General features: G+C 69.7%; 12 protein-coding genes and 1 pseudogene. 5 read left to right on the top strand and 8 right to left on the bottom strand.

From position 1 onward, the window contains the following. Positions 1 to 188 precede the first annotated feature (188 nt). Positions 189 to 12366 (bottom strand): annotated as a pseudogene (locus ACFXB5_RS25170) (type I polyketide synthase); the annotation flags it as partial. A gap of 494 nt (positions 12367 to 12860) precedes the next feature. On the opposite strand from ACFXB5_RS25170, the gene ACFXB5_RS25165 reads away from it, so the two are divergent. Beyond that, positions 12861 to 13748: a 2OG-Fe dioxygenase family protein gene (locus ACFXB5_RS25165; protein ID WP_385211708.1), complete on the top strand. Its 888-nt coding sequence runs from the start codon at positions 12861 to 12863 to the stop codon at positions 13746 to 13748. Positions 13749 to 13775: 27 nt separating this feature from the next. Here the strand turns inward: ACFXB5_RS25165 and ACFXB5_RS25160 are convergent, their stop codons facing one another. The 7 genes from ACFXB5_RS25160 to ACFXB5_RS25130 all read right to left on the bottom strand — a co-directional run bounded on the left by ACFXB5_RS25160 (position 13776) and on the right by ACFXB5_RS25130 (position 19542). Next, positions 13776 to 14693 carry an NAD-dependent epimerase/dehydratase family protein gene (locus ACFXB5_RS25160; protein ID WP_385211706.1) on the bottom strand — a complete coding sequence of 306 codons (918 nt, stop codon included), beginning with the start codon at positions 14691 to 14693 and terminating at the stop codon, positions 13776 to 13778. A gap of 5 nt (positions 14694 to 14698) precedes the next feature. Then, positions 14699 to 15307 (bottom strand): dTDP-4-dehydrorhamnose 3,5-epimerase family protein, encoded by a 609-nt coding sequence (locus ACFXB5_RS25155; protein WP_385211704.1) that lies wholly within the window; start codon positions 15305 to 15307, stop codon positions 14699 to 14701. Continuing rightward, positions 15304 to 16557: an activator-dependent family glycosyltransferase gene (locus ACFXB5_RS25150; protein WP_385211703.1), complete on the bottom strand. Its 1254-nt coding sequence runs from the start codon at positions 16555 to 16557 to the stop codon at positions 15304 to 15306. The genes ACFXB5_RS25155 and ACFXB5_RS25150 overlap by 4 nt, the downstream gene beginning before the upstream one ends. Positions 16558 to 16571: 14 nt before the next feature. After that, on the bottom strand, positions 16572 to 17357 hold the full coding sequence (locus ACFXB5_RS25145) for a thioesterase II family protein (protein WP_385211702.1): 786 nt from the start codon (positions 17355 to 17357) through the stop codon (positions 16572 to 16574). Between the two features lie 91 nt (positions 17358 to 17448). Further along, positions 17449 to 18426 (bottom strand): dTDP-glucose 4,6-dehydratase, encoded by a 978-nt coding sequence (gene rfbB / locus ACFXB5_RS25140; RefSeq protein ID WP_385211700.1) that lies wholly within the window; start codon positions 18424 to 18426, stop codon positions 17449 to 17451. Between the two features lie 12 nt (positions 18427 to 18438). Beyond that, positions 18439 to 19311 (bottom strand): glucose-1-phosphate thymidylyltransferase RfbA, encoded by an 873-nt coding sequence (gene rfbA / locus ACFXB5_RS25135; protein ID WP_385211698.1) that lies wholly within the window; start codon positions 19309 to 19311, stop codon positions 18439 to 18441. 24 nt (positions 19312 to 19335) lie between these two features. Beyond that, positions 19336 to 19542 carry an MbtH family protein gene (locus ACFXB5_RS25130; protein WP_385211696.1) on the bottom strand — a complete coding sequence of 69 codons (207 nt, stop codon included), beginning with the start codon at positions 19540 to 19542 and terminating at the stop codon, positions 19336 to 19338. Positions 19543 to 19839: 297 nt separating this feature from the next. On the opposite strand from ACFXB5_RS25130, the gene ACFXB5_RS25125 reads away from it, so the two are divergent. From ACFXB5_RS25125 to gndA, 4 genes are all read left to right on the top strand, one after another. After that, positions 19840 to 21213, top strand: coding sequence for an NDP-hexose 2,3-dehydratase family protein (locus tag ACFXB5_RS25125; RefSeq protein WP_385211694.1), 1374 nt, complete (start codon positions 19840 to 19842; stop codon positions 21211 to 21213). Continuing rightward, entirely contained in the window at positions 21210 to 22229 is a 1020-nt protein-coding gene (locus ACFXB5_RS25120) for a Gfo/Idh/MocA family protein (protein ID WP_385211692.1), read from the top strand. The genes ACFXB5_RS25125 and ACFXB5_RS25120 overlap by 4 nt, the downstream gene beginning before the upstream one ends. Positions 22230 to 22383: 154 nt before the next feature. Beyond that, positions 22384 to 24276: an SMI1/KNR4 family protein gene (locus ACFXB5_RS25115; RefSeq protein ID WP_385211690.1), complete on the top strand. Its 1893-nt coding sequence runs from the start codon at positions 22384 to 22386 to the stop codon at positions 24274 to 24276. A gap of 306 nt (positions 24277 to 24582) precedes the next feature. Beyond that, entirely contained in the window at positions 24583 to 26037 is a 1455-nt protein-coding gene (gene gndA, locus ACFXB5_RS25110; RefSeq protein ID WP_385211688.1) for an NADP-dependent phosphogluconate dehydrogenase, read from the top strand. Positions 26038 to 26126 lie beyond the last annotated feature (89 nt).

Here is a 26126-nt window from a genome sequence, read left to right as displayed (position 1 = left end):
TGTACGGCGTGCGAGAGCGTGCTCTCAGGACGATCCGAATTCCTGGTCGATGAAGCTGAAGAGGTCGTCGGCCGCCGCGGACTCCAAACGATCAGCAATGGTGACCGGGGCCTTCGGCGCCGAGCCGGCCTGCGTCGGGCCGTCCGATGCCGGGGCGTCGGGAGGTGCCAGTTTCTTTCCGAGGTGTTCGGCAAGCGCGGTCGGGCTCGGGTAGTCGAAGATCAGGGTCGTGGGCAGTCGCAACCCGGTGGCCGCGTTCAGCCGGTTACGAAGTTCCATCGCGGTGTGCGAGACGAAGCCGAGGTCGAGGAAGCCGCGATCAGGCGCCACGGATCCCGCTTCCCCGAGGCCGAGGATGGCCGCGGCGTGTTCCCGGACCGTCCGGAGCAGTACCCGCTGTCGCTCCCCGTGGCCGAGGCCCGACAGACGCTGTACCAGCGGCGCCCCTTCCGAACGGGAGGCTTCGGCGTGGGTGGGGGCGGGGGTGCGTCGTGCGGGGACCGGCCGACGGACGCGTCCCTTCGGCTGGGCCGAGCTCGGCGCGAACACCTCGCCGCTGCGTACAGCCACCTGTCCCTCTCCTGCCAGGACGGCCTGACGCAGGACATCGAGCGACGCCGCCGAATCGTCCACGTCCAGCAACACGAAACGCCCCGGATTCTCCGTCTGCGCGGAGCGCAGCAACCCCCACACCGGGGCCGCTGCCAGATCGCGGACGTCCTCACCCGCCTCGACGACCACCGCGCCCCGCGTCACCACCACCAACCGCGACTGAGCGAACGCCTCCTCCGCCAACCACTCCCGCACCACACCCGAAATCCCGCCCATGGCACCGCTCGCGGCCGACACCACCCCATCGCCGACAGCGGAACCAACACACACCACCGCCATATCCGGCGCCGCGTGCTCGCTCAGCGCGGCGAGATCCTTGAAGAGCTCCGCCCCCAGCGCCTCGGCCAACCCGAAGACGTCCTCCCCCACCACAACGCACCTCCGCGATCCGCCCCCCGACGCCACACGCAACGCGGCCGGCACCCACTCGACTCGGTCCGGGACCGCGAACTCCGCCTCCCGCACCGGTCGCATGACCAGAGCGTCCACCGACACCACCGGCATCCCCGCCGCGTCGGCCACCGCCATCGACAGCCCGCCATCGCCATCCGGCACCAGCCGCACCCGCACCACCGAAGCCGCGGCAGCGGCCGCATGCACGGACACACCACTCCACGCGAACGGCAACCGCACCCCGTCCCCGGCGCCGTCCACGCATGCCAACCACGCATACAACGCCGCGTCCAGCAGCACAGGATGCATCCCCAAACGACCCGTACTCGCCACCTCCGGCAACTCCGCCTCGGCGAAGACCTCCTTCCCCCGGCGCCACACCGACCGCAGCCCGCGAAACGCCGGCCCATACGTGAGCCCCACACCCGCCAACCGCTCATACGTCCCGGCGAAGTCGACCATTTCCGCTCCCACCGGCGGCCATGCGCTCACATCCCCCGAGCCGCCCGCCTCACCACCAACGCTCAACAGACCCCGCGCATGGCGCGTCCACGAACCGCTGCCGCCATCACGGGCGTACACGCTCAGCTCACGCCGGTCTTCCTCCCGCGGCCCGCCGACGACGAGCTGCACCTGGACCGCGCCCTCGTCGGCCAGCACCAGCGGCACCTCCAGCGTCAACTCCTCCAGCCGGCGACACCCCACCTCCTCCCCCGCCCGCAAGGCCATCTCCACCAATGCCGACCCCGGCACGACCACCCGCCCCAGCATCATGTGATCGGCAAGCCATGGCTGGGCGCGCAGCGACAAGCGCCCCGTCAGCAAGAACCCGTCCGACTCGGACAGCGACACCGCCGCCCCCAGCAACGGGTGCTCCGTCGGCTCCAACCCCACCGAGGCCGCGGCACCGGATTCCGCAGCAACACGCGAGTCGAGCCAGTACCGCCGACGCTGGAAGGCGTACGTCGGCAAGTCCACGCGCCGCGCTCCCGATCCCGCGAACACCGCCGGCCAATCCACTTCGGCGCCACCCACAAAAGCCTCAGCCACGGATGCCAACAGCCGATCCGGACCGCCCTCGCCACGGCGCAACGTCCCCACCGCCGCGACGCCGACTCCATAGTCATCGGCCGTCTCCTCCACGCCCATCACCAGCGCCGGATGCCCACTGGCCTCCACGAACACCCGGAAGCCCTCGCTCAGCAACACCCGCACCGTCTCGTCGAACCGCACCCTCCCGCGCAGGTTCCGATACCAATACCGCGCGTCCAATTCCACCGTGTCCAACACACCGCCCGTCACCGTCGAATAGAACGGGACCGACGACGGCCGCGGAGCGATCCCGGCAAGACTCCGCTCAAGCTCGGCCTCGATCGCCTCGACATGCGCACAGTGCGAGGCGTAATCCACCGACACCCGACGCGCTCGAACCCGCTCCGCCTCACACACCGCCAGCCACTCCTCAACCGCTTCCACATCACCCGACACCACCACCGACGCCGGCGCGTTCACCGCCGCCACCGACAACCGCTCACCCCACGCCGCCAACCGCTCCTCCACCGCTCCCGCCGGCAGACTCACCGACGCCATCGCCCCACGGCCTGACAGCGCCCGCAACGCGCGACTGCGTACCGCCACCACCCGCGCGCCGTCCTCCAAGGACAAGCCACCCGCCACCACCGCGGCCGCGATCTCCCCCTGCGAATGCCCCACCACAGCCGACGGCACCACACCCAGCGAACGCCACGTCCCCGCCAGCGACACCATCACCGCCCACATCACCGGCTGCACCACGTCGACCCGGTCAATCCACTCCGGCCCCTCGACACCTCGCACCACATCCAGCAACGACCAGTCGACCGACGGCGCCAGCGCCGCCGCGCATTTCCTCATCCACTCCGCGAACACCGGCGACGAATCCAGCAACTCGACCGCCATCCCCATCCACTGCCAGCCCTGGCCGGGGAAGACGAACACCGCTCTGTCGTCGGAGCCGATGACAGCACCGTGCGCCACGCCCGGGGCCTCCCGTCCCTCCGCCAGGGCGGCCAGGCCGCGAACCATATCGGCGCGATCCGCGCCCAGGACCACCGCGCGACGGTCGAACACCGCGCGGGTGGTCGCCAGCGAGAAACCGACATCGCCCGTTGCCACCGTGTCCGGGCCGGCGCCCTCGTCGGCAAGCGACAGCAACCGCGCGGCCTGGTCGCGGACCGCCGCCTCGGACTTCGCCGACAGCACCCAGGGGGTGATACCGCCGGCAGAGATCGCCAGGGGGCTAGGCACCGGCTCGTCGTCCGCCTCGGCCTCCGCAGCCGCCTGTTCCAGTGCCTGTTCCGGTGCCTGTTCCGGTGCCTGTTCCGGTGCCTGTTCCAGGATGATGTGGGCGTTCGTTCCGCTCACGCCGAAGGAGGACACACCCGCCCGACGCGGTTGGCCGGTCTCGGGCCACACGACGGGGTCGGCCAGCAACCTCACCGTGCCCGCGGACCAGTCCACATGCGGCGACGGCTCATCGACGTGCAGGGTCCGGGGCAACAGCCCGTGCCGCATGGCCAGTACCGTCTTGATCACACCGGCCACCCCAGCCGCCGCCTGGGTGTGCCCGATGTTGGACTTCACCGAGCCCAGCCACAACGGCCGGTCTCCGTCCCGGTCGCGACCGTACGTGGCCAGCAGCGCCTGCGCCTCGATCGGGTCGCCCAGCGTCGTACCCGTACCGTGCGCCTCCACGACATCGACCTCACCCGCGGTCAGCCCCGCGTCCGCCAACGCCGCCCGGATCACCCGCTGCTGCGACGGGCCGCTCGGCGCCGTCAGGCCGTTGGTGGCGCCGTCCTGGTTCACGGCCGAACCCCGTACCACCGCCAGCACCTGGTGCCCCTGGCGCCGGGCCTCCGACAGCCGCTCCACCACCAGTACGCCCACGCCCTCGGAGAAGCCGGCACCGTTGGCCGTCGCCGCGAACGCCTTGCAGCGCCCGTCAGGAGCGAGCCCGCCCTGGCGGGTGAACTCGGTGAACAGGCCGGGCGTGGCCATGACGGTCACCCCGCTGACGAGGGCGAGCGTGCACTCGCCGGTGCGCAGCGACTGTATGGCCAGGTGCAGGGCCACCAGCGAGGACGAACATGCCGTGTCCACCGTCATCGCGGGACCCTCGAAGCCCAGCGCGTAGGACACCCGGCCGGAGAGCACACTGGCCGTGTTGCCGGTGATGACGTATCCCGCCGCCTCCTCGGGCACCTCGGGGCTCAGGGCGAGGTAGTCCTGGCCGTTCGTCCCGGCGAAGACGGCGGTGCCGGTGCCCCTGAGCGCCAAGGGGTCGATGCCCGCCCGCTCCAGCGCCTCCCAGGACGTCTCCAGCAGCAGTCGCTGCTGCGGGTCCGTCGCCAGCGCCTCACGCGGCGAAATCCCGAAGAAGTCGGCGTCGAAGTCCCCCGCGTCGTGGAGGAAACCGCCCTCGTCGGTACAGGACGTCCCGGCGCGGTCGGAGCCGGAGTCCGGGTCGTACAGGGCCGCCAAGTCCCAGCCGCGGTCGTCGGGGAACGGGGTGATTCCCTCCCCACCCGTATCGAGCATCCGCCACAGGTCCTCGGGGGACCGGACGTCACCGGGGAATCGGCAGCTCATCCCGACGATGACCACGGGGTCCTGGTCCGTCGCCGGTTCTGCGGCCACGGGCGAGGCGGCCGCCGCCTCCGGGCCGGGGAGCAGTTCCGCGCGCAGGTGGGCCGCTAGGGCGCGGGCGTTCGGGAAGTCGAAGGCCGAGGTGGGCGACAGGCGCAGGCCGGTCGCCGCGTTCAGGTGGTTGCACAGCTCGATGGCGGTCACCGAGTCGAGGCCGAGGTCTTTGAACGCGCGGGCCGGATCAACCGCGTCGGCTTCCACGTGGCCCAGTACCGACGCCACGTGTTCACGTACCACGGCGAGCATCGCCGTCTCCTGTTCGGCCCGGGTCGCCAGACCGGCCAGCCTGCCGGCCAGGCCGTCGGGCGCGGCCGCCGCGTGTGTGCCGGGACCGGCCGCGTGGGCGAGCCCGCGTACGTCGGGCAGGTCGGCCAGGAAAGGGCTGGGGCGGGTGGCGGTGTAGGCCACATGGAACCTGTCCCATTCGACATCCGCGATCACGACGTTGGGCTCGCCTTCGGCCACCGCGCCCGCCAGTGCCGACACCGCCAGTTCGGGGGCCATCTCCGGCAGGCCGTGCCGGCGCGCCACCGTGCCGATACCGCCCTCGGCCATGCCTTCCTCGGCCCAAGCGCTCCAGGCCACCGAGGACGCGGGTAGGCCGAGGCCGTGCCGGTGCTCGGCGAGGGCGTCGAGGTAGGCGTTGCCGGGCGCGTAGTTGCCCTGTCCGGAGGCGCCCAGGGTGCCCGCCACGGAGGAGAACAGCACGAACGCGTCCAGGTCCATGCCGAGGGTCAGCTCGTGCAGGTACCAGGCACCGTCGGCCTTCACCCGCAGCACGCGGTCGATCTGCTCGGGGGTCAGCCGCTCCACGACCGCGTCGTCCAGGACCGCCGCGGTGTGGACCACCGCCGACAGCGGGCAGCCGTCGGATACGTCATCGAGGAGCCGGGCGAGTGCCGTGCGGTCGCTCACATCGCAGGCGGTGATGGTCACCCGCGCGCCGGTGGCCTCCAGTTCCTCGCGCAGCGCGGAGGCGCCGGGCGCGTCCGGTCCACGGCGGCCGGCCAGCACCACGTGCTCGGCACCCGACCTGGCCAGCCAGCGGGCCACCCGCGCGCCCAGACCACCGGTACCACCCGTCACCAGCACGGTGCCGCGCGGGCGCCACACCGCCCCCGGGCCGGGACGCGTGGCGCGGGCGAGACGGCGGGCGAACATTCCGGAGGGACGGATCGCGACCTGGTCCTCGCCCTCGGCACCGGCCAGTACCGCCGCCAGCAGGCGGCCCACGCGTGTGTCCCACCGCTCCGGCAGGTCCACCAGGCCGCCGAACCGCTCCGGGTGCTCCAGGGCCACGATCCGGCCCAGGCCCCACACCATCCGCTGGGCGGGGACGCCGACCTGTTCCCTGTCCGCGGCGGCCACCGCACCGCGGGTCAGGCACCACAGGGGTGCGTTCACCCCCGCGTCGCCCAGCGCCTGGAACAGGGCGAGCGTCCCGGTCAGGCCCGCCCGGGAGACACCGGCTCCGGTGGGCGGCCCGTCAGCCAGGGACAGCAGCGACAACACACCGCGGTACTCGCCGCCCTCCGCCCGAACACCTCGCAGCATGTCGGCGATCCGGTCGCGGACGGCCCCGGCGGGCAGCTCGACCGTGACCGCGTCGCCTCCGTGGTCCCGCACCGCGGCCGCGGTCGGCCCCACGGCCTCCCCGGCGCGGCCCTCCGGGACGACCAGCAGCCAGGTGCCGGACAGCGTCGGCTGACGTGCCGTACTCATGGGGACCCACCTGGTGCGGTAACGCCAGCCGTCCACCGTCGAGGTCACGAGCTGCCGCTGCCGCCAGGACTTCAACGCGGGCAGCACTTGGGCGACCGACTCGTCGTCGACCTCCAGTGCGCCGGCCAGCGCCTCCGCGTCGCCGTCCTCCACGGCCTGCCAGAACGCGGCGTCGGCCGCGCTGCCCTCCGGTGCCGGCTCGGCGTCCGGCTCCCACCAGAACCTCTCGTGCTGGAACGCGTACGTGGGCAGATCGACGCGCCGCGCCCCCGACCCGGTGTACGCCCGCGTCCAGTCCACCGGCACACCGTGGACGAACGCCTCGCCAAGCGACGTGAGCATGCGTCGCGCACCGCCGTCGTCGCGCCGCAGCGAACCGACCACCACGGCGTCGCTTCCCGCGGTCACCAGCGTCTCCCGCACGCTCGCGGTCAGCACCGGGTGCGCGCTGCACTCCACGAACGCCCCGAAACCCTCACCGGCCAGCGCGCGGATCGCCTCTTCGAAACGCACCGTCTGCCGCAGGTTTCGCACCCAGTACTCGGCGTCCGGGCCGCGCTCGCCGCCCAGCCAGTCCCCAGTGACCGTGGAGAAGAAGGGCACCGCGAACGTCTGGGGCTCCATCGGCGCCAGATCGGCGAGGATCTGTTCGCGAACCTCATCGACCTGCGAGAAGTGCGAGGCATAGTTCACCGCGATACGCCTCGCCCTTGTTCCGTCGCGCTCACACCGTGCCAGCAGTACGTCCAGCGCCTCCGGCGTACCCGACACCACCGTGGACGACGGCCCGTTGACCGCCGCCACCGCCACCGCCCCGCTCAGCGTCTCGATACGCCGTCGCACTTCGTCGACCGGTGACGCCACCGACACCATCCCGCCGCGCCCGGCCAGCCCGGTGCCGATCGCGCGGCTGCGCAACGCCGCCACCCGGGCACCGTCCCGCAGCGACAGGCCGCCCGCCACCACCGCGGCCGCGATCTCCCCCTGCGAGTGGCCCACCACGGCCGCCGGTTCGACACCGTACGAGCGCCACACCTCGGCCAGCGACACCATGACCGCCCACAGTGCCGGCTGGACCACCTCCACGCGCTCCAACGCATCGGCATCGTCGAGCACATCCAGCAGCGACCACTCCACGAACGAGGACAGCGCCACCGCGCATTCGCTCATCCGTGAGGCGAACGCCGTCGAGGACCTCAGCAGCTCCCGAGCCATTCCCACCCACTGCGACCCCTGCCCCGGGAACACGAACACGGGGCGAGGCGTGATTCCGCCGTCTCGCGCCGCACCGCTCGTCGCGGTGGACTCGGCCACGGCCCTTACCCCTTTGAGGAGTTCCTCCCGCGAGCCGCCCGTCACGACCACGCGCCGCTCGTGAAGCGACCGTGAGGTGACCAGTGACATCCCGACGTCAACGGGCGACACCTCGGGGCGCGTCTCCAGGAAGGACGCGAGCCGCCGCGCCTGCCCGCGCAGCGCCGCCTCGCTCTTCCCCGACAGGACCCAGGGCATGACAGCGGGGGCGCCATCTGGTTCTTCCGCCGGCGCTTCCGGCTTGTCCGGGGCCTCTTCGGCCTCTTCGGCCTCTTCCAGGATGACGTGTGCGTTGGTGCCGCTGATCCCGAACGAGGACACACCCGCCCGTCGCGGACGACCACCCCCGGCCCACGGACGCGCCTCGGTCAGCAGCTCCACCCCACCCACGGACCAGTCCACCTGCGGCGTCGGCTCCGCCACGTGCAACGTCTTCGGCAACACCCCGTGCCGCATCGCCAAGACCATCTTGATCACACCGGCCACACCCGCGGCCGCCTGCGTATGACCGATATTCGACTTCAACGAACCCAGCCACAATGGCCGATGCCCGCCCCGGTCCCGCCCATACGTGGCCAGCAGCGCCTGCACCTCGATCGGGTCACCCAGCCTCGTCCCCGTACCATGCGCCTCGACAGCGTCGACCTCGTCCGCGCCAAGCCCCGCACTCGCCAACGCCGACCGAATAACCCGCTGTTGCGACGGACCGTTCGGCGCCGTCAACCCATTCGACGCACCATCCTGGTTCACCGCGGAACCACGCACCACGGCAAGGACCCGGTGCCCGTTCCGCCTGGCGTCCGACAACCGCTCCACCACCAGCACACCCACACCCTCACCCCACCCCGTACCATCCGCACCCGCCGAAAACGCCTTGCACCGGCCATCCGCCGACAACCCGCGCTGCCGACTGAATTCAATGAACATGTCCGGGGAGGCCATGACCGTGACGCCGCCGGCGAGGGCCAGGTCGCACTCGCCGGAACGCAGCGCCTGACCAGCCAGATGCAGCGCCACCAGCGACGACGAACACGCCGTGTCCACCGTCACCGCCGGACCTTCCAGTCCGAGTGCGTAGGCGATACGGCCGGACATCACGCTCGGCGTGTTACCGGTCAGCAGGTAACCGGCGAAGCCGTCAGCGGCCTGGTGAGCACGTGGACCGTAGTAGTGGGTGGTGGCGCCTATGTAGGTGCCGGTCGCCGACTCGCGGCGCGATCGCGGATCGATTCCGGCTCGCTCCAGTGCTTCCCAGGACGTCTCCAGCAGCAGCCGCTGCTGCGGGTCCATCGCCAGCGCCTCACGCGGCGAAATCCCGAAGAACTCCGCGTCGAAGTCACCGGCTCCGCTGAGAAAGCCGCCGTTCCGTGTGTAGCTGGTGCCCCAGTGCCCGGGGTCCGGGTCGTAGAGGCCGTCCAGGTCCCAGCCCCGGTCGGCGGGAAACCCGGAGATGGTGTCCTCGCCGGTGACGACCAGCTGCCACAGCTGTTCGGGCGTGTTCACGCCGCCGGGGTAGCGGCACGCCATGCCCACGATGGCCAACGGCTCCGCCGTCGCCTTCGCGACGCGGGTGACAGCCACCTGTCGCTTTCCGGTGATCTCTTCGTAGAGGTGGTGGGCGAGGCCGCGCGGGGTCGGGTAGTCGAAGACCAGCCGGCCGGCGAGGGGCAGACCGGTGCGTTCGGCGAGTCCGTCGGCCAGTTCCTGCGCCATCAGCGAGTCGAAGCCGAGGTCTTTGAACGTCAGCGTGGCATCGACCCGGCCGGTGTACTCCATGACCGACGCCGCCTGGTCGCACACCGCGTCGAGGATGGCGTCACGTTGTTCGGGCTCGGACAGCCCGGCCAGAACAGCGGCGAGGCGTCCGTCGGCCCGCCTCGCGTCCAACGCCGTTACCACCCCGGTCCCGTCGGTCTCGAGGACCTTCCGAGTGGGTTCGGCGACCGTCCGTTCCGGTGACGGCCGACTCTCGATCCAGTACCGCTCGCGCTGGAACGCGTAGGTGGGCAGGTCGACCTTTCGCGCCCCCACGAAGAACGGTTCCCAGTCGACCTCCTCACCGCGCACCCATAGGTGAGCCATCGCAGTGGCCGCGGTATGCGTCTCGTCCCGATCCCTGCGGCAGAACGGGACAGCGGCGACGTCGGGATGCGTCCGCTCGTCCTCGGTCCAGGCCCGGACCGACTCCTTGATCATGGGGGTGAGAACGGCGTCGGGGCCGATCTCCAGAAAGGTCGCCACCCCGTGCTCACGCATCGTGGTCACCGCATCAGCGAACAACACCGTCCTGCGCACCTGGCGCACCCAGTACTCCGGATCCTGCAACACCCCCGGAGCAGCCACCCGTCCCGTGACACTCGACACCACCGGCACAGACTGATCCCGATACCCCACCGACCCCACAACCCGCCCGAACGCCTCGAACATCGGCTCCATCAACGCCGAATGAGTCGCATGCGACACCGCCAAACGCCGCGTCCTCACCCCCAACCCCTCCAAGCGCCCCACCTCGGCCAACACCGGCGCCACCGTCCCCGAAAGCACCACCGACTCAGGACCGTTCACCGCCGCGACCTCCACACCGTCACCCAAACGCACCGCATCCACCCCAGCTCCCACCGCCACCATCACGCCCTCGCCGGTCGGCAACCCATGCATCAACCACCCACGCGCCAGCACCACCCGAGCCGCGTCCCGCAACGACCACACACCCGCCACATAAGCCGCCACCAACTCGCCCAGAGAATGCCCCGCCACCACCGAGGGACGCGCACCCCACGAACCCAGCAAACGCCACGAAGCCACCTCGAACGCGAACAACGCCGGCTGGGCCCACCCCGTCCCGGTCAACCCGTCAATACCTCCGGACATCACCTCCCGCAGTCGAGCCGAAAAATCCCCGCCGACCCCAAAAACCTCCTGAAGATCCTCCGAGAGCTCTATGCCAGCGGCCACACCACCAGCGACCTCGTCAAAGACGCCCAACACCTCATCCAGCGCCGCGGCGAACGCACCAAAACCCGACAAGCCCTCACCCATACCGACTCGCTGCGCGCCCTGCCCCGAAAACACCACCCCCACATCACCGTCCACCACCGAACCCGACACCACTCCCGAGCCACCGCCCCGTTCAGCCAGCCCCGACAACCCCTCGGCCAGCTCACCCCGACCCGCACCCAACACCACCGCGCGATGCCCGAAACACGACCGCGACGACACCAGCGACCAGCCCACATCGACCACGTCCATGTCGCCGGCGCCCTCGACGAATCGGGCCAGGCGGCGCGCCTGTCCGCGCAGCGCTTGCTCGGAGCGGCCGGAGACGATCCAGGGCACGACCGGCAGATCCGTTCGGGTACGCCCGCCGGTGTGCTCGTCCGCCGGTTCCGGCCGCCAGTCCGACAGCACGACATGGCAGTTGCTGCCGCCCATCCCGAAGGAGCTCACCCCCGCGACGAGTGGCTCGTCCGGCGCCGGGTCCCCGGGCCACGGACCGAGTTTCCGCTGCACCTGGAGGTTGAGTTCGTCCAGAGGAATCCGGGGGTTCGGTGTCTCGAAGTTCAAGCTGGCGGGCAGCAGTCGATGCTTGAGGGCCAGGACGGTCTTGATGAACCCGGCGATACCGCCCGCGCCGCTCAGGTGGCCGATATTGGTTTTGATCGACCCGACGGCGAGAGGCCGGCCGACCGGACGCCGACAGCCGATGGCCTCTCCCAGCGCGGCAGCCTCGACCGGGTCGCCCACCGGGGTTCCGGTTCCGTGCAGCTCGACGTAGCGGACGGCGGCCGGGGACAGGCCGGCATGCTCGTAGGCCCGGGTGAGCACATCGGCCTGGGCGCCCACCGTCGGAGAGGTGAGCGTCTCACCCCCGCCGTCGTTGTTGGTCGCGCTGCCACGCACCAGGCACAGGATGCGGTCTCCGTCCTCGAGCGCGGCGCTCAGACGCTTGAGCACGACGGCGCCTCCGCCCTCGCCCGGCACATATCCGTTGGCCTTGGCGTCGAACGTGTAGCAGCGACCGTCCGGCGAGAGACCGCCCCAGCTTGCGGCGAGCAGCACACTTTCCGGCATCAGGTGCAGATTGACGCCACACGCGATGGCCAGTTCCGACTCCCCGGACCGCAGGCTCTCGCAGGCCAGGTGCAGGGCCACCAAGGAGGAGGACTGTGCGGAGTCAATCGTGAGGCTCGGGCCAATGGCGCCGAGGAAAGCGGAGAGCCGGTTGGCGATAATGCCGCGCTGAATGCCCGGCAAGGTGTGGTGGGCGCCGAGTGCTTCGGCGTGACGAGTCAGCAGCTTCGCGTAGTCGTCCGCGTTCACGCCGACGAATGTGCCCAGTCGGCTGCCGCTGACCTTGCTGGGGACCACGCGGGCGTCCTCAAGGGCTTCCCAGCCCAGTTCCAATACGAGTCGCTGTTGCGGGTCGACGAAAGGCGCCTCGCGGGGGGAGAGGCCGAAGAAGCCCGCGTCGAAGTCCGCCGGCCGGTCGAGAAAGGCGCCCCAGCGAGGTGCCTCGTTGGAGGCCTGACCTGTCCAGCGGTCCGACGGGACCTCCGTGACGGCACTCTCGCCCGACGCCAACAGCTCCCACAGCCGCTGCGGGCTTTCCGCCCGCGGGAACCGGCAGGAGACGCCGATCACGGCTATCGCCGTGTCCGGGTCGACAGCGTCTCCGGCGAGGACCCCTCCAGGCAGGCCGACAGTGGTCATCGAGAGAAACCTCCAGCACCGGGCGTACGGCCGAACGGAAACGAATTCAGAAGAGGCCCGGCGTGGAGTTCATGCTCTCGATATACCCGGCATCAACTGCCCTTAACTGTCCGACGCCACACCCATCAGTGACATCGGCGATAACCGCCGTTACAGCGCCACCCCATCGGCATCAGCTTTCGCAACCCATTGCCCACCGGGCCGTCGGATGGTAAATGTGACGTCAGCGCATGCCGAATGTTCTGGTACCGGCTCGCCGATTCCGTCATCCGGTGAACCGCAGTCCGCCGAGCGGCTTCCCAGACCTGGTAGATCACACAGACTTTGCGCATCACACCCGAGCGGCCGTCGGCCTCGGTCTCGGCCAATGAATCCGCCGTATCATCATGGAGGGCACAAAAGATATGTCGAACTATGACTCCGTGGTTTCCGAGATTACAGAGATACGCTCGACCTATATCCGCGATCGTTTCGCTTTCGTCCCCGGCGCTCAGCTCACCAGGATCGTCAAGGGATTGGGCGCCACAGACGACGACCTCAAGAGCCTCACCACCGTCAGTGACGGGCTGAAGAGCGACCCGACCCTCCCGTTCCGAAAGACCAGGACCGGCCGCTTCGGTTTCGACCCGCGGTCCATGCGGGTGCGGCGGCTCGAATTCCAGCCGTTCATGCTGTCCATGGAGGACGACTTCGTACGGCACGATTCCGGTCAGGTGCGCATCTTCGACGAGATTCAGAACGACCTACAGCTCAACACCGCCCTACAGGCGCTTTTCGTCTTCAAGTTCCTGGTCTTCGAAGGCGTGACGGTCACCCACCGGCCGAAACTGGACTACGACAGCGACCAGTGGATCTGCACACTACTCAACGTGCGGACCATCACCGACGGTGACCTGATCGGCGAGCCGGCGCTCGAAGGGGTACACAGCGACGGTGTCGACCACACCATGACGACCTACCTGGGCAGCGAGAACATGACGGGCGACAGCGCCGTCACGTTCCTGCACGACATGCGCGAGGTGAACGGCACTCGATGGCACGACGCGGACGCCGACCTGGTTCACGCCAAGGCGCAGCACCGTGACTTCCTCGACACGTGCCTGATCGTCGACCACGAGAGCAAGCACAGCGTCTCGACCTTGTACGCCGCCGACAAGTCGAAGCCCGCCACGCGAGACCTGCTGGCCTTCCTGACCCGCAAGCCGGTGGCCGAAGGGCACCACTCGCACTCCTTCGATTCGCTCAAGCCGCACCGGGAGCTTCCCATGACGGTCGGCCTGCGCCTCCTCGACAGCACACCATCCAGGTAGCGGCCGCGCCGCGTCAGACCGGAAAAGTCACGAAGCGGCCCACAAGTCGCGGAGGGATTGTTCCAGCGGCACCCGCGGGGACCAGCCCAGCAGCCCGCGCGCGAGCCGGATGTCGGCCTGGGTCCACGCGCCACCCTTGCTGTGTACCGGGGCCTGCCCCTTCCGCACCAGGTGCGGGGGCACTCCCGACACGGAGACGAGAATTCCGGCGAGTTCCCGCATGCTGGTGGCGGTCCCTGAACCGATGTTGATCAGCCGCCCGGTCGCCCGTGTGCCCGCCGCCAGCACCACGGCCTCGGCGATGTCACGTACGTCGACGAAGTCGCGCTGGTCGTCGACGACGGTCAGGGTGAGCGGCGCGTCCTCGCTGGTGGTGCGCAGTTGGGCGGCGAGTCGGCCGAGGAAGCCGTGCAGCGGGGCGCCGGGTCCGCAGCCATTGGTGAGGCGGAGCACACAGCCGTCCACGCGCCCCGCCTCCGTGGCGTCCAGGACGATTCGGCTGCCGGCCAGCTTGGTGCGCGCGTAGAGGCTGCCAGGGGCGGTCGGGTGGTCCTCCGCGATGGCCGTGCCCTCCGGGACGGGGCCGTACTCGTGCACGGTGCCGAGCTGTAGCAGCCTCGGCCGCCGGCGGAGCGTCGAGACGGCACGCACCAGCTGGTCGACGAGCAGGACATGCCCGGCCGTCATCCGTTCCTCGTCGTCCGCCCCGATGTCGCCCGCCGCGTTGACGACGAGATCGGCGGAGCCCACGGCCTCGGCGATGTCCCCGACCGTCGCGGATGCCACGTCGAGCGGAAGGAAGCGGGCCCCGGGAATCGGTTGAACGGGTTTTCTCGCCACGGCCAGGACGTCATATCCATGTGCGGCCAGCGCCGTGCAGATGTGCCGTCCCAGGAATCCGGTGCCGCCGATGACGACGGCGGAGCTCGCGTGCGCATCGATCACGTCGTTCACCGTGCCCTGTCACCCCTGTCCACGTGCAGCGCCCGGCACGCCTCGTACGACGGCAGCACGCCGGCGCGGCGGGCCTCGGCCAGCGTCGGCGCGTCCCGGTCACGTGGGGAGACCAGGTACTCCATGCCGTCGGGCCAGGGCAGTCCGAGCGCCGGGTCGAAGGCGTCGATCTCGTGCTCGGCGGCCGGGTCGTACTCCACCGACGTCACATAGGCGGCCACCGTGTTGTCCCGCAGGGCGATGAACGCGTGCCCGAGTCCCTCCTCCAGGTACACCGCACGGCAGGAGTCCGGGTTCAGCCGGGTGCTGTCCCAGCGGCCGAACGTGGGGGAACCCACCCGCAGATCGACCACCACGTCGAGCAGTTCCCCGGCGGGACAGGTCACCACTTTGGCCTGGCCGGGCGGTACGTCCTCATAGTGCACGCCGCGGACGACCCCGCGCCGGGAGTAGCTGTGGTGGACCTGGCCCAGGCGCAGCGGATACCCCACGGCTTCCGAGAAGGCGGTTTCGGTGTAGTGGGCGACGAACGCGCCGCGCTGGTCGCGGTGAACGTCGGGGACGAACTCGTAGGCGCCGGACACCGCCAGCTCTCGTACCTTCATCGGCGACGCTCCGCGGTGAGGTTTTCCAGTACGGGCACCAGATCGTGTGGGGTGGGGGCGTTCAGGTTCTCCTGGCGCAGGCGCTCGGCTCCGCTCTTGAAGGACGGATCCTTGACCAGCCGTTGCACGCTGTCGCGCAGAACGTCGGCCGTCAGCTCGGAGGCGTGAACGGCGAGTCCCGCGCCGGCCTTGGACAGGCTTGTCGCTCTGTTCCACCAGTCGGCGTAGCGGATGGTGGGGATGAACTGGGGTACGGCGTTGGCGAGTGCCGTGCTCCAGGAGCCGAAGCCACCGTAGTGGACGACGGCCGAGGCAGTGGGAAGCAGGGCGTGCAGGGGGACGAATTCGACGATACGGGTGTTGCTGGGGACCTTGACGAGCTTCTCGGCTTCGTCGGGCGGCAGCGTGGCCACCACGTCAACGTCCATGTCGCCCAGCGTGTCGATCATGTCGGGGATCGGGAGGAGGGTGCCGCCGACCACGGCACGCGCGGAGATGCCGGGAGTCAGGACGACGCGCGGGCGTTCGGGTGGCTCGTGCAGCCAGTCCGGGATCTCGGAGGGGCCGTTGTAGGGGAGGTAGCGGACCGGTATCCGCTCCACCGTCAACGGAAATTGGAGGCTGGTGGGTACCTGGTCGATGGTCCACTGGCCGACCACGACCTCTTCGTCGAACGAGCTGCCGTAGCGGCTGAGGTGCTTGCCGAGCCAGTCGGCCATCGGGTCTTCACGGCGCTCCCGCGGGCGTTCCGCCTGGCGTTGGAGGAAGACGTCGCGCATCGCGGAGTGGTTGTCGAAGCACCACAGCAGCCGGGCGTGGGCGGCGCCGACGACGCGCGCCGCCACCGGCCCCGCGTAGCTGAGGGGTTCCCAGACGACCAGGTCGGGTCGCCAGCGGCGGGCATACGCGACCAGGTCGGGGATCATGGGGTCGTTGTAGACCTGGTGCGAGAACATGACGCTGACTCTGAGCTTCGTCAGTGCCTGCTCCCACGAGTGCGCCTCGAGGGTCGGGTTGGACCAGTCGGAAAGCGGGTTCTCCAGCGAGCCGCGGTTCCGCGCCAGCATCTCGTGGAAGTTGTGGTCCTCGCCGACGGAGACCGCGGTCAGGCCCATGCTCTTGATGGCGTCCACCAGCGCGGGGCTGCTGGCCACTTGGACGTCGTGGCCCGCGCCGGCCAGGGACCACGCGAGCGGCACCATGGACAGCAGATGCGACCTGTCGGAGAGCGTCACGAAAAGTACACGCATCGTCGGGTTCTCCCTCAGCCGATGGTTTGTCCGCCGCGGGTCCGCGCCGCACTCAGGGTGTCCGTGATCGCCGCGGCCACCGCTGTCCCGTGCTCGGCGACATAGAAGTGGCCCCCGGGGAATACCCGCAGGTCGAAGCTGCCCGCGGTGTGCTCCCGCCAGCTCGCCGCCTCCTCGACCGAGACGTGGTCGTCGGCTTCGCCGGTGAGTGCGACGATGTCGCACCGCAGTGCCGTGCCGGGCTCTGTCTGGTAGGTCTCGGACGCCTTGTAGTCGCTGCGGATCGACGGCAGAGCCAATTGCAGCAGTTCGCGTTCGTCGAGGATCTGCGCGTCGGTGCCACTGAGCCGTCGCAGCTCGGCGACGAGCCCGGCGTCGTCGAGACGGTGGATGTCCCGGCCGCGCTGGAGCGAAGGCGCGGACCTGGCCGAGGCGAAGAGCGCCAGGGGTGTGGTCCCCAGCTCTCGTTCGAGCAGCATGGCCAGTTCGAATCCGACGGCGGCGCCCATGCTGTGACCGAACAGCGCGACGGGACGCTTGGCGGCGAGCGGCTTCAGCACGTCGAAGACGGCCCGCGCCATCTCGGGGACGCTCTCGACGCACGGCTCACTCAGCCGGTCCTGTCGCCCCGGGTACTGGACGACCACGGCCTCCACGGTCGAAGGCAGCAGCTCGGAGAGCGGGAAGTAGAAACTCGCGGTTCCCCCGGCGTGCGGCAGACACACCAGGCTGATATCGGCCTCCGGGTTCGGATGGAACCTGCGGAACCACCGGCTCTCACCGGTAGCGGGCAACGCCATGGCGCTCATCGTTCCTTTCTCTGGTGATCCTTTTCTCTCGTGGACGAGAGGTTCCCTCAGCTTCGAGAGTTCTCTTCCGCGCACCCACCCACTATCCGCTCACCTTCAGTGGCTCCCACCAATCGCGCCGCCCCGCATACCATTTCACGGTATCCGCCAGGCCCTCCTCGAGGGACATGGCGGGCTGGTAGCCGAGTTCGCCGGAAATCTTGGTGATGTCCAGCGAATAGCGACGGTCATGTCCCTTTCTGTCCGGCACCTTCCGCACCATCGACCAGTCGGCACCGAGCAATTCGAGTATTCTTTCCGTGAGCTCCCGATTGGCCAGTTCCGTACCGCCGCCGATGTTGTACACCTCCCCCGCCAGGCCCCTTTCCGCGACCAGGGCGACGCCCCGGCAGTGGTCTTCGACATGCAACCAGTCCCGCACGTTCGCGCCGTCGCCGTACAGCGGCACCGGCTCGCCATCCATGAGGTTGGTGATGAACCGCGGGATGGCTTTCTCCGGATGCTGATAGGGGCCGTAATTATTGGCGCACCGGGTCACGCACACGGGAAGCCCGTGGGTGCGGTAAAAGGCCAGTGCCAGGAGATCGGACGATGCCTTGGACGCGGCATAGGGGGAGTTGGGATCGAGTGGTTCGTTCTCGCTCCAGGAGCCCAGGTCGATGGAGCCGTACACCTCGTCCGTGGAGACGTGGACGAATTTCGCCACCTCGGCTTCGGCCGCCGCCTCGAGGAGAGTGTGTGTGCCCAGCACATTGGTCCTGACGAACTCCTCGGCGCCGGCTATGGAACGGTCTACGTGCGATTCGGCGGCGAAGTGGACCACCTGGTCGACCCCGCGCAACAGGTCGTTGATGAGCGCCACGTCGCAGATGTCACCCCGCACGAAACGCAGCCGGGGACTGGCGGCGACTTCGGCCAGGTTGGCCTCGTTGCCGGCGTAGGTGAGCTTGTCGACCACCACCACCTCCGCGTCCACCAGGGCCTCGTACGCCCCTGTCAGTGCCCGGCGGACGAAGTGCGAGCCGATGAAGCCCGCGCCGCCAGTCACGACTATGCGCATGAGTTCTTCCCCTCAGCGGTTTTCGGCCGTGATGTCCATGAGATACTTTCCGTAGTCCGTGTGCCGCAGTTGCTCGCCGAGCTCGTAACAGGCCACGGCGTCGATGAACCCCATGCGGAAGGCGATCTCTTCGAGACAGGCGATCCGCACTCCTTGGCGCTGTTCGAGGAGCTGGACGTACTGTCCGGCCTGGAGCAGTGAATCGTGCGTTCCGGTGTCGAGCCAGGCGAAGCCGCGGCCCAGGCTGATCAGCCTGGCCTTACCGCGCTCCAGATAGACCCGGTTGACGTCGGTGATCTCCAGTTCGCCGCGCTCGGAGGGCCGGATATTCTTGGCGATGTCCACCACGTCGTTGTCATAGAGATAGAGTCCGGTGATCGCCAGATTCGATTTGGGCTCCGCCGGCTTCTCCTCCAGGTGGATCAGTCGGCCCCGCTCGTCCATGGTTCCAACGCCATAGCGCTCCGGGTCCTTGACCGGGTAGCCGAAGAGCACGCAGCCGTCGATGTTGCCTGCCTCCCGGTGCAGAATCCTCGAAAAACCGGGACCATGGAAGATGTTGTCCCCGAGCACGAGCGCCACGGGCTCGTCCCCGATGAATTCCGCACCGATGACGAAGGCTTCGGCGATGCCGTTCGCCGCACGCTGCTCGGCGTACTCGATCGACATCCCCAGCCGGCTGCCGTCGCCCAGGAGCACACGGAACAAGTCCAGATGGCGCGGAGTCGATATGACGAGGATTTCCCTGATCCCGCCGAGCATGAGCACCGACAGCGGATAGTAGACCATCGGCTTGTTGTAGACGGGCAGGATCTGCTTCGACACCGCATGCGTCAAAGGATGCAGCCGGGTACCGCTCCCGCCCGCGAGGACTATCCCCTTCATACCGTAACGCGCGCCGAGGACGGCTCAGCCGCCCATGGCCTCGATCAGACTCTTGGGCCGCATGTCCGTCCAGTTCTCCTCGATGTAGGCCAGGCACGCTTCACGGGTGTCCTTGCTGTGGGCGACCTGCCAGCCGTCGGGCACGTCCGCGAAGGCGGGCCACAGCGAATGCTGCCCCTCGCCGTTGACCAGCACCAAGAACTCGGCGTCGGGATCGTCGAAAGGATTCACGCCAGTCTCTGCCTCTCATGCCGTCCTGCGGTGGATAGGCCACCTGAACGCCACCATCCTCACGTGCCCCGGCGGGAGGGGCGTCCGCGAGAGCCACAGTTACAGATCCCGTCACACCCTGAACCGGTGCCAGGCAAACCCTCCTATGGCACTCTTGCTGCGCAACAGCCGCCGCAAGATCCGCCCTTTGCACCCACAGTTGGGTGGCGGCGCGGTGCCGATGTCGTGCACCGCGCAGCCCGCGGATCGCCGAGCGCTCGGCGGCCGTGTTTCCCGGAACGAGTAGAGGCGGAGTCGATGACCGCGACAGGTCTGATGTTGCCGTCCCGCACCGCGGAGCCCCGTAGCGTGTCGAGGCTTGCCGCTTCCGCCGCCGCGGTCGACGGCGGGGTGATGAGCAACCCGGAGGTACTGGCGTGGCTCGACAGACGTCGTCGCGAGCACGCGCAGCGAGTGGAGCGGGTGCCGTTCGCCGCCTTGCGCGGCTGGGGCTTCGACGAACGGACGGGCGACCTGCGGCACGCGAGCGGACGGTTCTTCTCGGTGCACGGGCTGCGGGTGCGATCGGACTTCGGTCCGGTGTCCGCATGGTCACAGCCGATCATCCGACAGCCGGAGATCGGCCTTCTCGGCATCGCGCTGCGCGACTTCGACGGTGTGCCACATCTGCTGATGCAGGCGAAGCCCGAGCCGGGGAACGTCAACGGCGTGCAGCTGTCGCCGACGGTGCAGGCGACCAAGAGCAACTACTCCCGGGTGCACGGTGGTTCCGCCGTCCCCTATCTGAAGCTCTTCCGCCGCGCGGCACCCGAATCCGTCGTCGCGGACGTTCTACAGTCGGAACAGGGCTCGTGGTTCCTGCGCAAGCGCAACCGCAACATGGTCGTGGAGGTCGGCCCCGAGGCCGAGGCGGGTGCGGACTTCGCCTGGCTGACGCTGGGACAAGTCCACGCGCTGCTGCGGCAGGACAACCTGATCAATATGGACGCGCGGACCGTCCTGTCCTGCCTTCCGGACTGGCGGCAGGAGGACACGCGGCGGGCGCTCCACGCGGACCGGGAGATCCGTAGCTGGATCACGCGGCGGCGGGCCGAGCACGAGGTCGAGGTGGTGCCGATCGGCCTCGCGGAGACCGCGGGCTGGCACCGTACCGCGGACGAGGTGGCCCATGAGCGGGCGCTGTACTTCAAGGTGGTGGCGGTCGACGTCTCCTCGCGCCGGCGGGAGGTGCCCTCCTGGTCCCAGCCGCTGCTCGAACCGCACGGCACCGGAGTCGTGGCCCTGTTCGTCCGCCGTGTCGACGGTGTACCGCACGCGCTGCTGCGGGCGCGGGCGGAGCCGGGCTTCCTCGACGTAGTCGAGCTCGGCCCCACGGTGCAGTGCGTGCCCGAGAACTACGCCCATCTCCCCGCGGCCGACCAGCCGCCCTATCTCGCCGAGGCACTGGCCCGCGCCGATGGCGCCGCCTACGACGTGGTCCTGTCGGAGGAAGGCGGCCGGTTCCGGAACGCCCAGAGCCGTTACCTGATCATCGAGGCGGAGAGCGACCTCCCCACCGTATCGGACGATTTCCGTTGGGTGACACCATGCCAGTTGGACGAACTGCTCCACTACAGTCATCACGTGAACGTGCAGGCCAGGACCCTGGTGGCGGCGCTGCGGGCGTTGTGAGCCCGGCCGGAGTCCGGCCGTTGCGGCTGGGGGCGCTGGCCACGTCGTCGATCGCCCGCAGGCGCGTGCTCCCCACCGCGGTGAGCATGCCGGAGGTCGATCTCATCGCGATCGCCGGCAGGTCCGTGGAGAAGGCGGGCCGTTTCGCCGAGCAATTCGGCTGTGCGGCGGAGACGGACTACGCGGCGCTGCTGAGGCGCCCGGACGTGGAGGCGGTGTACATCTCGACACCGACGGCGCTGCACCGCGCGTGGGCGGACCGCGCGCTACGCGCCGGCAAGCACGTGCTGATCGAGAAGCCGATCGGGGTGAACGCCGACGAGGCACGCCAGTTGTGCTCCCTCGCGCGGGAGCGCGGTCTGGTGCTGCGGGAGAACTTCATGTTCCCGCACCATCCGCAGCACGCGTTCGCCGCGGACCTGGTGCGGCGCGGACGGATCGGCACGCCGAGCACGTTCCAGGCGTCCTTCTGTATTCCGCCGCTACCCGCTGACGACATCCGGTACGCACCCGGCCTCGGGGGCGGGGCGCTGCTCGACGTGGGCGTCTATCCGTTGCGCGCCGCGGCGCTGCTGCTGGGGCCCGGGCCGCGGGTGGCGGGGGCGACGCTGCGCACGCGTGCCTCGGACGGGCTCGACCTGTCGGGGCAGGCGTTGCTGATCTCGCCTTCTGGGGTACTGGCCCACGTGACGTTCGGCTTCGAGCATGTGTACGCGTCGTCGTACACGCTGTGGGGAGACCGGGGGCGACTGTCGGTGACGCGCGCGTTCACTCCGCCCGCCGCTCACCAGCCGGTGCTGGTGCTAAAGGAGCAGGACCACGAGGAGCGGTTCACGCTGCCGGCGTCGGACCAACTGCGCGGCTGCCTCCAGGACTTCGTGGCCGCGGTGCGCGGGGGCGAGGTGGGCGACGGGAGCGCGGAGGCCGACAAGCGGCGAGACGCGGTCGCCCTGCTGGAGTGCGTGGATGAAGTGCGCAGCCAAGCCGTGCGCGTCATGACCGATGACCGCCCATAAGGGGAGCCCCGTCCTTCCGCACAGAGTCCGGTGCGGCCCGGATCGGATGTCGATCGTGGACGGGACGTTGGTCCCGGTCCGCGATCGGACCAACGAGGCGCTGACCGCGGCAAGCGGCGGAGTGATGTCAGTGGCAGGTGGCAGCATCGGGCGTATGACGGACACCACGGCATTCGACTGGCGGTCCTTCCTGCTCAGGTGGAGCGGGGAGTGGGCGGATTCCCTGCCGGACGACGAGACGCGAAGCGAGGACGACGAGGCCGCCCGGCAGTCGCGGTGGCTGGGGTTCCCGCCCGCGTCCGAGGAGCGGATCGCGGCCATGGAAGAGCGCCTCGGCCGACGGATACCCCCGTCGTACCGGGAGTTCCTCGAGGTCAGCGACGGGTGGCGGCATGCGGGCGAGTTCGTGTGGCTGCTGGCGGGGACCGAGGACGCGCACTGGCACAACAACGAGTCGGGCCTGGCGGACATGTTCGAGGAGTACCTGGACGAGGATGCCGGGGCCGAGGAGCGGAGGGAGTCGGACATCTGGCGGCGCGGGCTGCAGCTCGACGTGGAGTCCGACATCACCCACGTCCTCCTGGATCCCGAGGACGTGGACGAGAACGGTGAGTGGGCCGTGTACACGTGGGCGAGCTGGCGGGCCGCGCCACCCGACCGGCATGCGAACTTCCTCGCGTTCATGCGGGATATGTACCGGGAGTTCCACAGCCTGCTGGCGCACCCGAGTGACGAGGAGCCGGTGTTCGCCAACGATACGACGCGGAAGCTGGACGCCCGGGTGGAGGAGGCCCGGCTGGAGGCGCTGCGCGGCGGATGGGAACGGGCCGGGACGGCGCTGGAGGAGGCCAAGGAGTACGGCAGACCTCGGGCCGTCGGGCTGGGCGACCAGATACGCCGCCTGCTCGGACAGACCTCCATGGTGTACTTCGACGGATTGGTGACGGACCGGAGTTACGCTCCCGAGCTGCTGCCACCACTGGTCGCCGAGCACGCGGCGCACTCGTACCGGGACGACGCCACGCTGACGTTCCATCTGCGGGGCGCCGACGACGACCTGGTGTCACTGGCCTACGCGACGCTGGATCAGGTGCGGAACGGCACGTACCGGTACACGGCGGCCGGACCGTTCGGGGAGGCGGTCGAGCGGGCGCGGGAGCTGGCGCGGTGGGGAGACACCGACGGGGCGTGGCGGACACTGATACATGCTCTGCCCCTGTGGGAGCCGCTGGGGCCGGACCACCTGGCGCCGCTGGGGTGGGTGGCGGACCCCGTGCTCGGGCCGCTGCTGACTCCGGAGCGGGGCCGCGAGCTGCTGTCCACTCCACGGGGCGGACAGACCGGCCAGGCACCGGCTCCGGCGGCCGGGCTCGACACGAGCGGCCTGGCGTGGCTCGCGGAGCCGGACCCGGGCAACAACCGCACCTCCTACCGGTTCGTCCTGGTGGAAGGCGTGGAGCCGGAGGAGTTGCCCGGCCGTCTCGCGGACGGGGACGGCACCGTGCTGACCGAACCCATGACCTTCTGGGAGGCGCGCGACAGGTCGCGGCATGGCCAGAGGGAGTTCTCGTCCTACGAGGACAGGGCTCTGATGGCGGTCGGCCGGGCCGGCACCGGCTGGAGCTTCGCCTTCGACGGCGATCCCGCCCCGTTCGACCGGCGGCGGTTCGTCTCCCCGGCCGCGGCCGCCAGCGCGGGCACTCGCGCGGTGGTGGTGTGGAGCGGCCTGAGGACCTGGCACGGGGAGCCGTTCTTCCACCTGTCGGTGGCGCGAGACGGCGTCGAGGAGTACGCGTTCACGTACGCCGACGGAGAGGTCCGGTCAAGCGGGGAGATACCGCAAGCGCTGGACCCGAGCGGGTTCTTCAGCAACCTGGAGGACAGCGCCGAGGTGGAACGGTCGCTATTGGAAGCGCTGGCCGGGGAGTTCGGCGCCCATCTGCCGCGTCACGCCATCGTGAACGGCCGGCTGCACACGATTGCCACCCGCTCCTGGACGCGGCCGCCGAGAGACGGCGAGACCTACGCGGTGATCCACATGCACTAGGAAGCCGCACGCCAGGACCGCCGACAAGCGGCAAGATCACCCGCCGACGGACCCACCGTGCACCCATCGCATCCCCACCCCCCGTCCACCACGCCCCTTGTGAGTACCCCACAATCCGGCGTCCCGTCCGGGCGTGCGAAAAATGACACACCCCGGCCGCTTTCCTCGGACACTCGTCCGCCGTCGCGCACATCGTGCAACTATGGCCGGGCGATATCCGGCTGATCGATGGGGAAGATCCTCGCTCCCCTCGGCGTTGCTGCCTCGCATAAGGATTCGATGCGCGTGACAGGAGTGGAACACCGTATGCCCAGCCCTTCCACCGCCCAGCCCACCGCCCAGATCGGCGTCACAGGGCTCGCCGTCATGGGTAGCAACCTCGCCCGTAACTTCGCCCGGCACGGGCACACCGTCGCTCTCCACAACCGCACGTTCGCCAAGACCAAGGCGCTCATGGAGGAGCACGGTCACGAGGGGAATTTCGTGCCGGCCGAGAGCGCGGAGGAGTTCGTCGCCTCGCTGCAGCGGCCCCGGCGGCTGATCATCATGGTCAAGGCGGGTGCGCCCACCGACGCCGTCATCGAGGAGTTCGCACCCCTCCTCGAAGAGGGCGACGTGATCATCGACGGGGGCAACGCCCACTTCGACGACACCCGGCGCCGGGAGAAGTCCCTGCGCGAGCGCGGGCTGCACTTCGTGGGCACCGGTATCTCCGGCGGCGAGGAGGGCGCGCTCAACGGGCCCAGCATCATGCCCGGCGGATCGGTGGAATCCTACAAGTCCCTCGGCCCGCTGCTGGAGTCCATCTCCGCCAAGGTGGACGGCACACCGTGCTGCACCCACATCGGCCCGGACGGCGCCGGCCACTTCGTGAAGATGGTGCACAACGGCATCGAGTACGCGGACATGCAGCTCATCGCCGAGTCGTACGACCTGCTGCGGCGGGCGCTCGGCATGTCGCCGGGTGAGATCGCGGAGGTGTTCCGCACCTGGAACGGCGGCCGCCTGGAGTCGTATCTGATCGAGATCACCGCCGAGGTGCTCGGGCACACCGACGCCGCCACCGGCAAGCCGTTCGTGGACATCGTGCAGGACCAGGCCGAGCAGAAGGGCACCGGCCGCTGGACCGTGCAGACCGCGCTGGACCTGGGTGTGCCGGTGAGCGGGATCGCCGAGGCGGTGTTCGCCCGTTCGCTGTCCGGCCACGCGGATCTGCGGGACGCCTCTCAGGGGCTGCCGGGGCCGTCCGGCAAGGGCCTCACGGGGGCCGCCGCGGAGCGGTTCGCGGACGATGTCGAGCAGGCGCTGTACGCCTCGAAGATCGTGGCGTACGCGCAGGGCATCCACCAGATCGAGGCGGGCAGCCAGGAGTACGGCTGGGACATCGACCCCGGGGCGGTCGCGCGGATCTGGCGCGGTGGCTGCATCATCCGGGCGCGGTTCCTGAACCGGATCACCGAGGCGTACGCCAAGGACCGCAAGCCCGTCACGCTGCTGACCGACGGCCACTTCGCCGAGGCGCTGGGCGCGGCGCAGGACGCCTGGCGGCGGGTGGTGGCCACCTCGGTCGAGCTGGGCGTACCGGCACCGGGCTTCTCGGCGGCGCTGGCGTACTACGACGCGCTGCGCTCGGAGCGGCTGCCCGCGGCGCTGGTCCAGGGGCAGCGGGACTTCTTCGGCGCGCACACCTACCGGCGGGTGGACCGCGAGGGTTCGTTCCACACGCTGTGGGGCGCCGACCGCGACGAGCGTACGGCCTGACGGCCGCGGGCGGCCTGGCGACCGCCCCGGGTTGAGGGGGGGGGGCCGGCGTCGTGAGGTGGGCATAGCGCGCGGGGCCGGGTGTGTGA

Origin of the sequence: Streptomyces sp. NPDC059455 (genome assembly GCF_042750115.1) — a bacterium.
Lineage (GTDB): Bacteria > Actinomycetota > Actinomycetes > Streptomycetales > Streptomycetaceae > Streptomyces > Streptomyces endocoffeicus.
Note: the sequence above shows the minus strand (reverse complement) of the source record. Positions and strands in the feature narration are given on the sequence as shown.

Excerpts from the sequence above, each read along its gene's own strand:
- ACFXB5_RS25115 (WP_385211690.1), top strand. The coding sequence starts at position 22,384 with ATGACGGACACCACGGCATTCGACTGGCGGTCCTTCCTGCTCAGGTGG.
- gndA (WP_385211688.1), top strand. The coding sequence starts at position 24,583 with ATGCCCAGCCCTTCCACCGCCCAGCCCACCGCCCAGATCGGCGTCACA.
- ACFXB5_RS25145 (WP_385211702.1), bottom strand. The coding sequence starts at position 17,357 with ATGGCGTTGCCCGCTACCGGTGAGAGCCGGTGGTTCCGCAGGTTCCAT.
- rfbB (WP_385211700.1), bottom strand. The coding sequence starts at position 18,426 with ATGCGCATAGTCGTGACTGGCGGCGCGGGCTTCATCGGCTCGCACTTC.
- ACFXB5_RS25125 (WP_385211694.1), top strand. The coding sequence starts at position 19,840 with ATGACCGCGACAGGTCTGATGTTGCCGTCCCGCACCGCGGAGCCCCGT.
- ACFXB5_RS25150 (WP_385211703.1), bottom strand. The coding sequence starts at position 16,557 with ATGCGTGTACTTTTCGTGACGCTCTCCGACAGGTCGCATCTGCTGTCC.
- rfbA (WP_385211698.1), bottom strand. The coding sequence starts at position 19,311 with ATGAAGGGGATAGTCCTCGCGGGCGGGAGCGGTACCCGGCTGCATCCT.
- ACFXB5_RS25155 (WP_385211704.1), bottom strand. The coding sequence starts at position 15,307 with ATGAAGGTACGAGAGCTGGCGGTGTCCGGCGCCTACGAGTTCGTCCCC.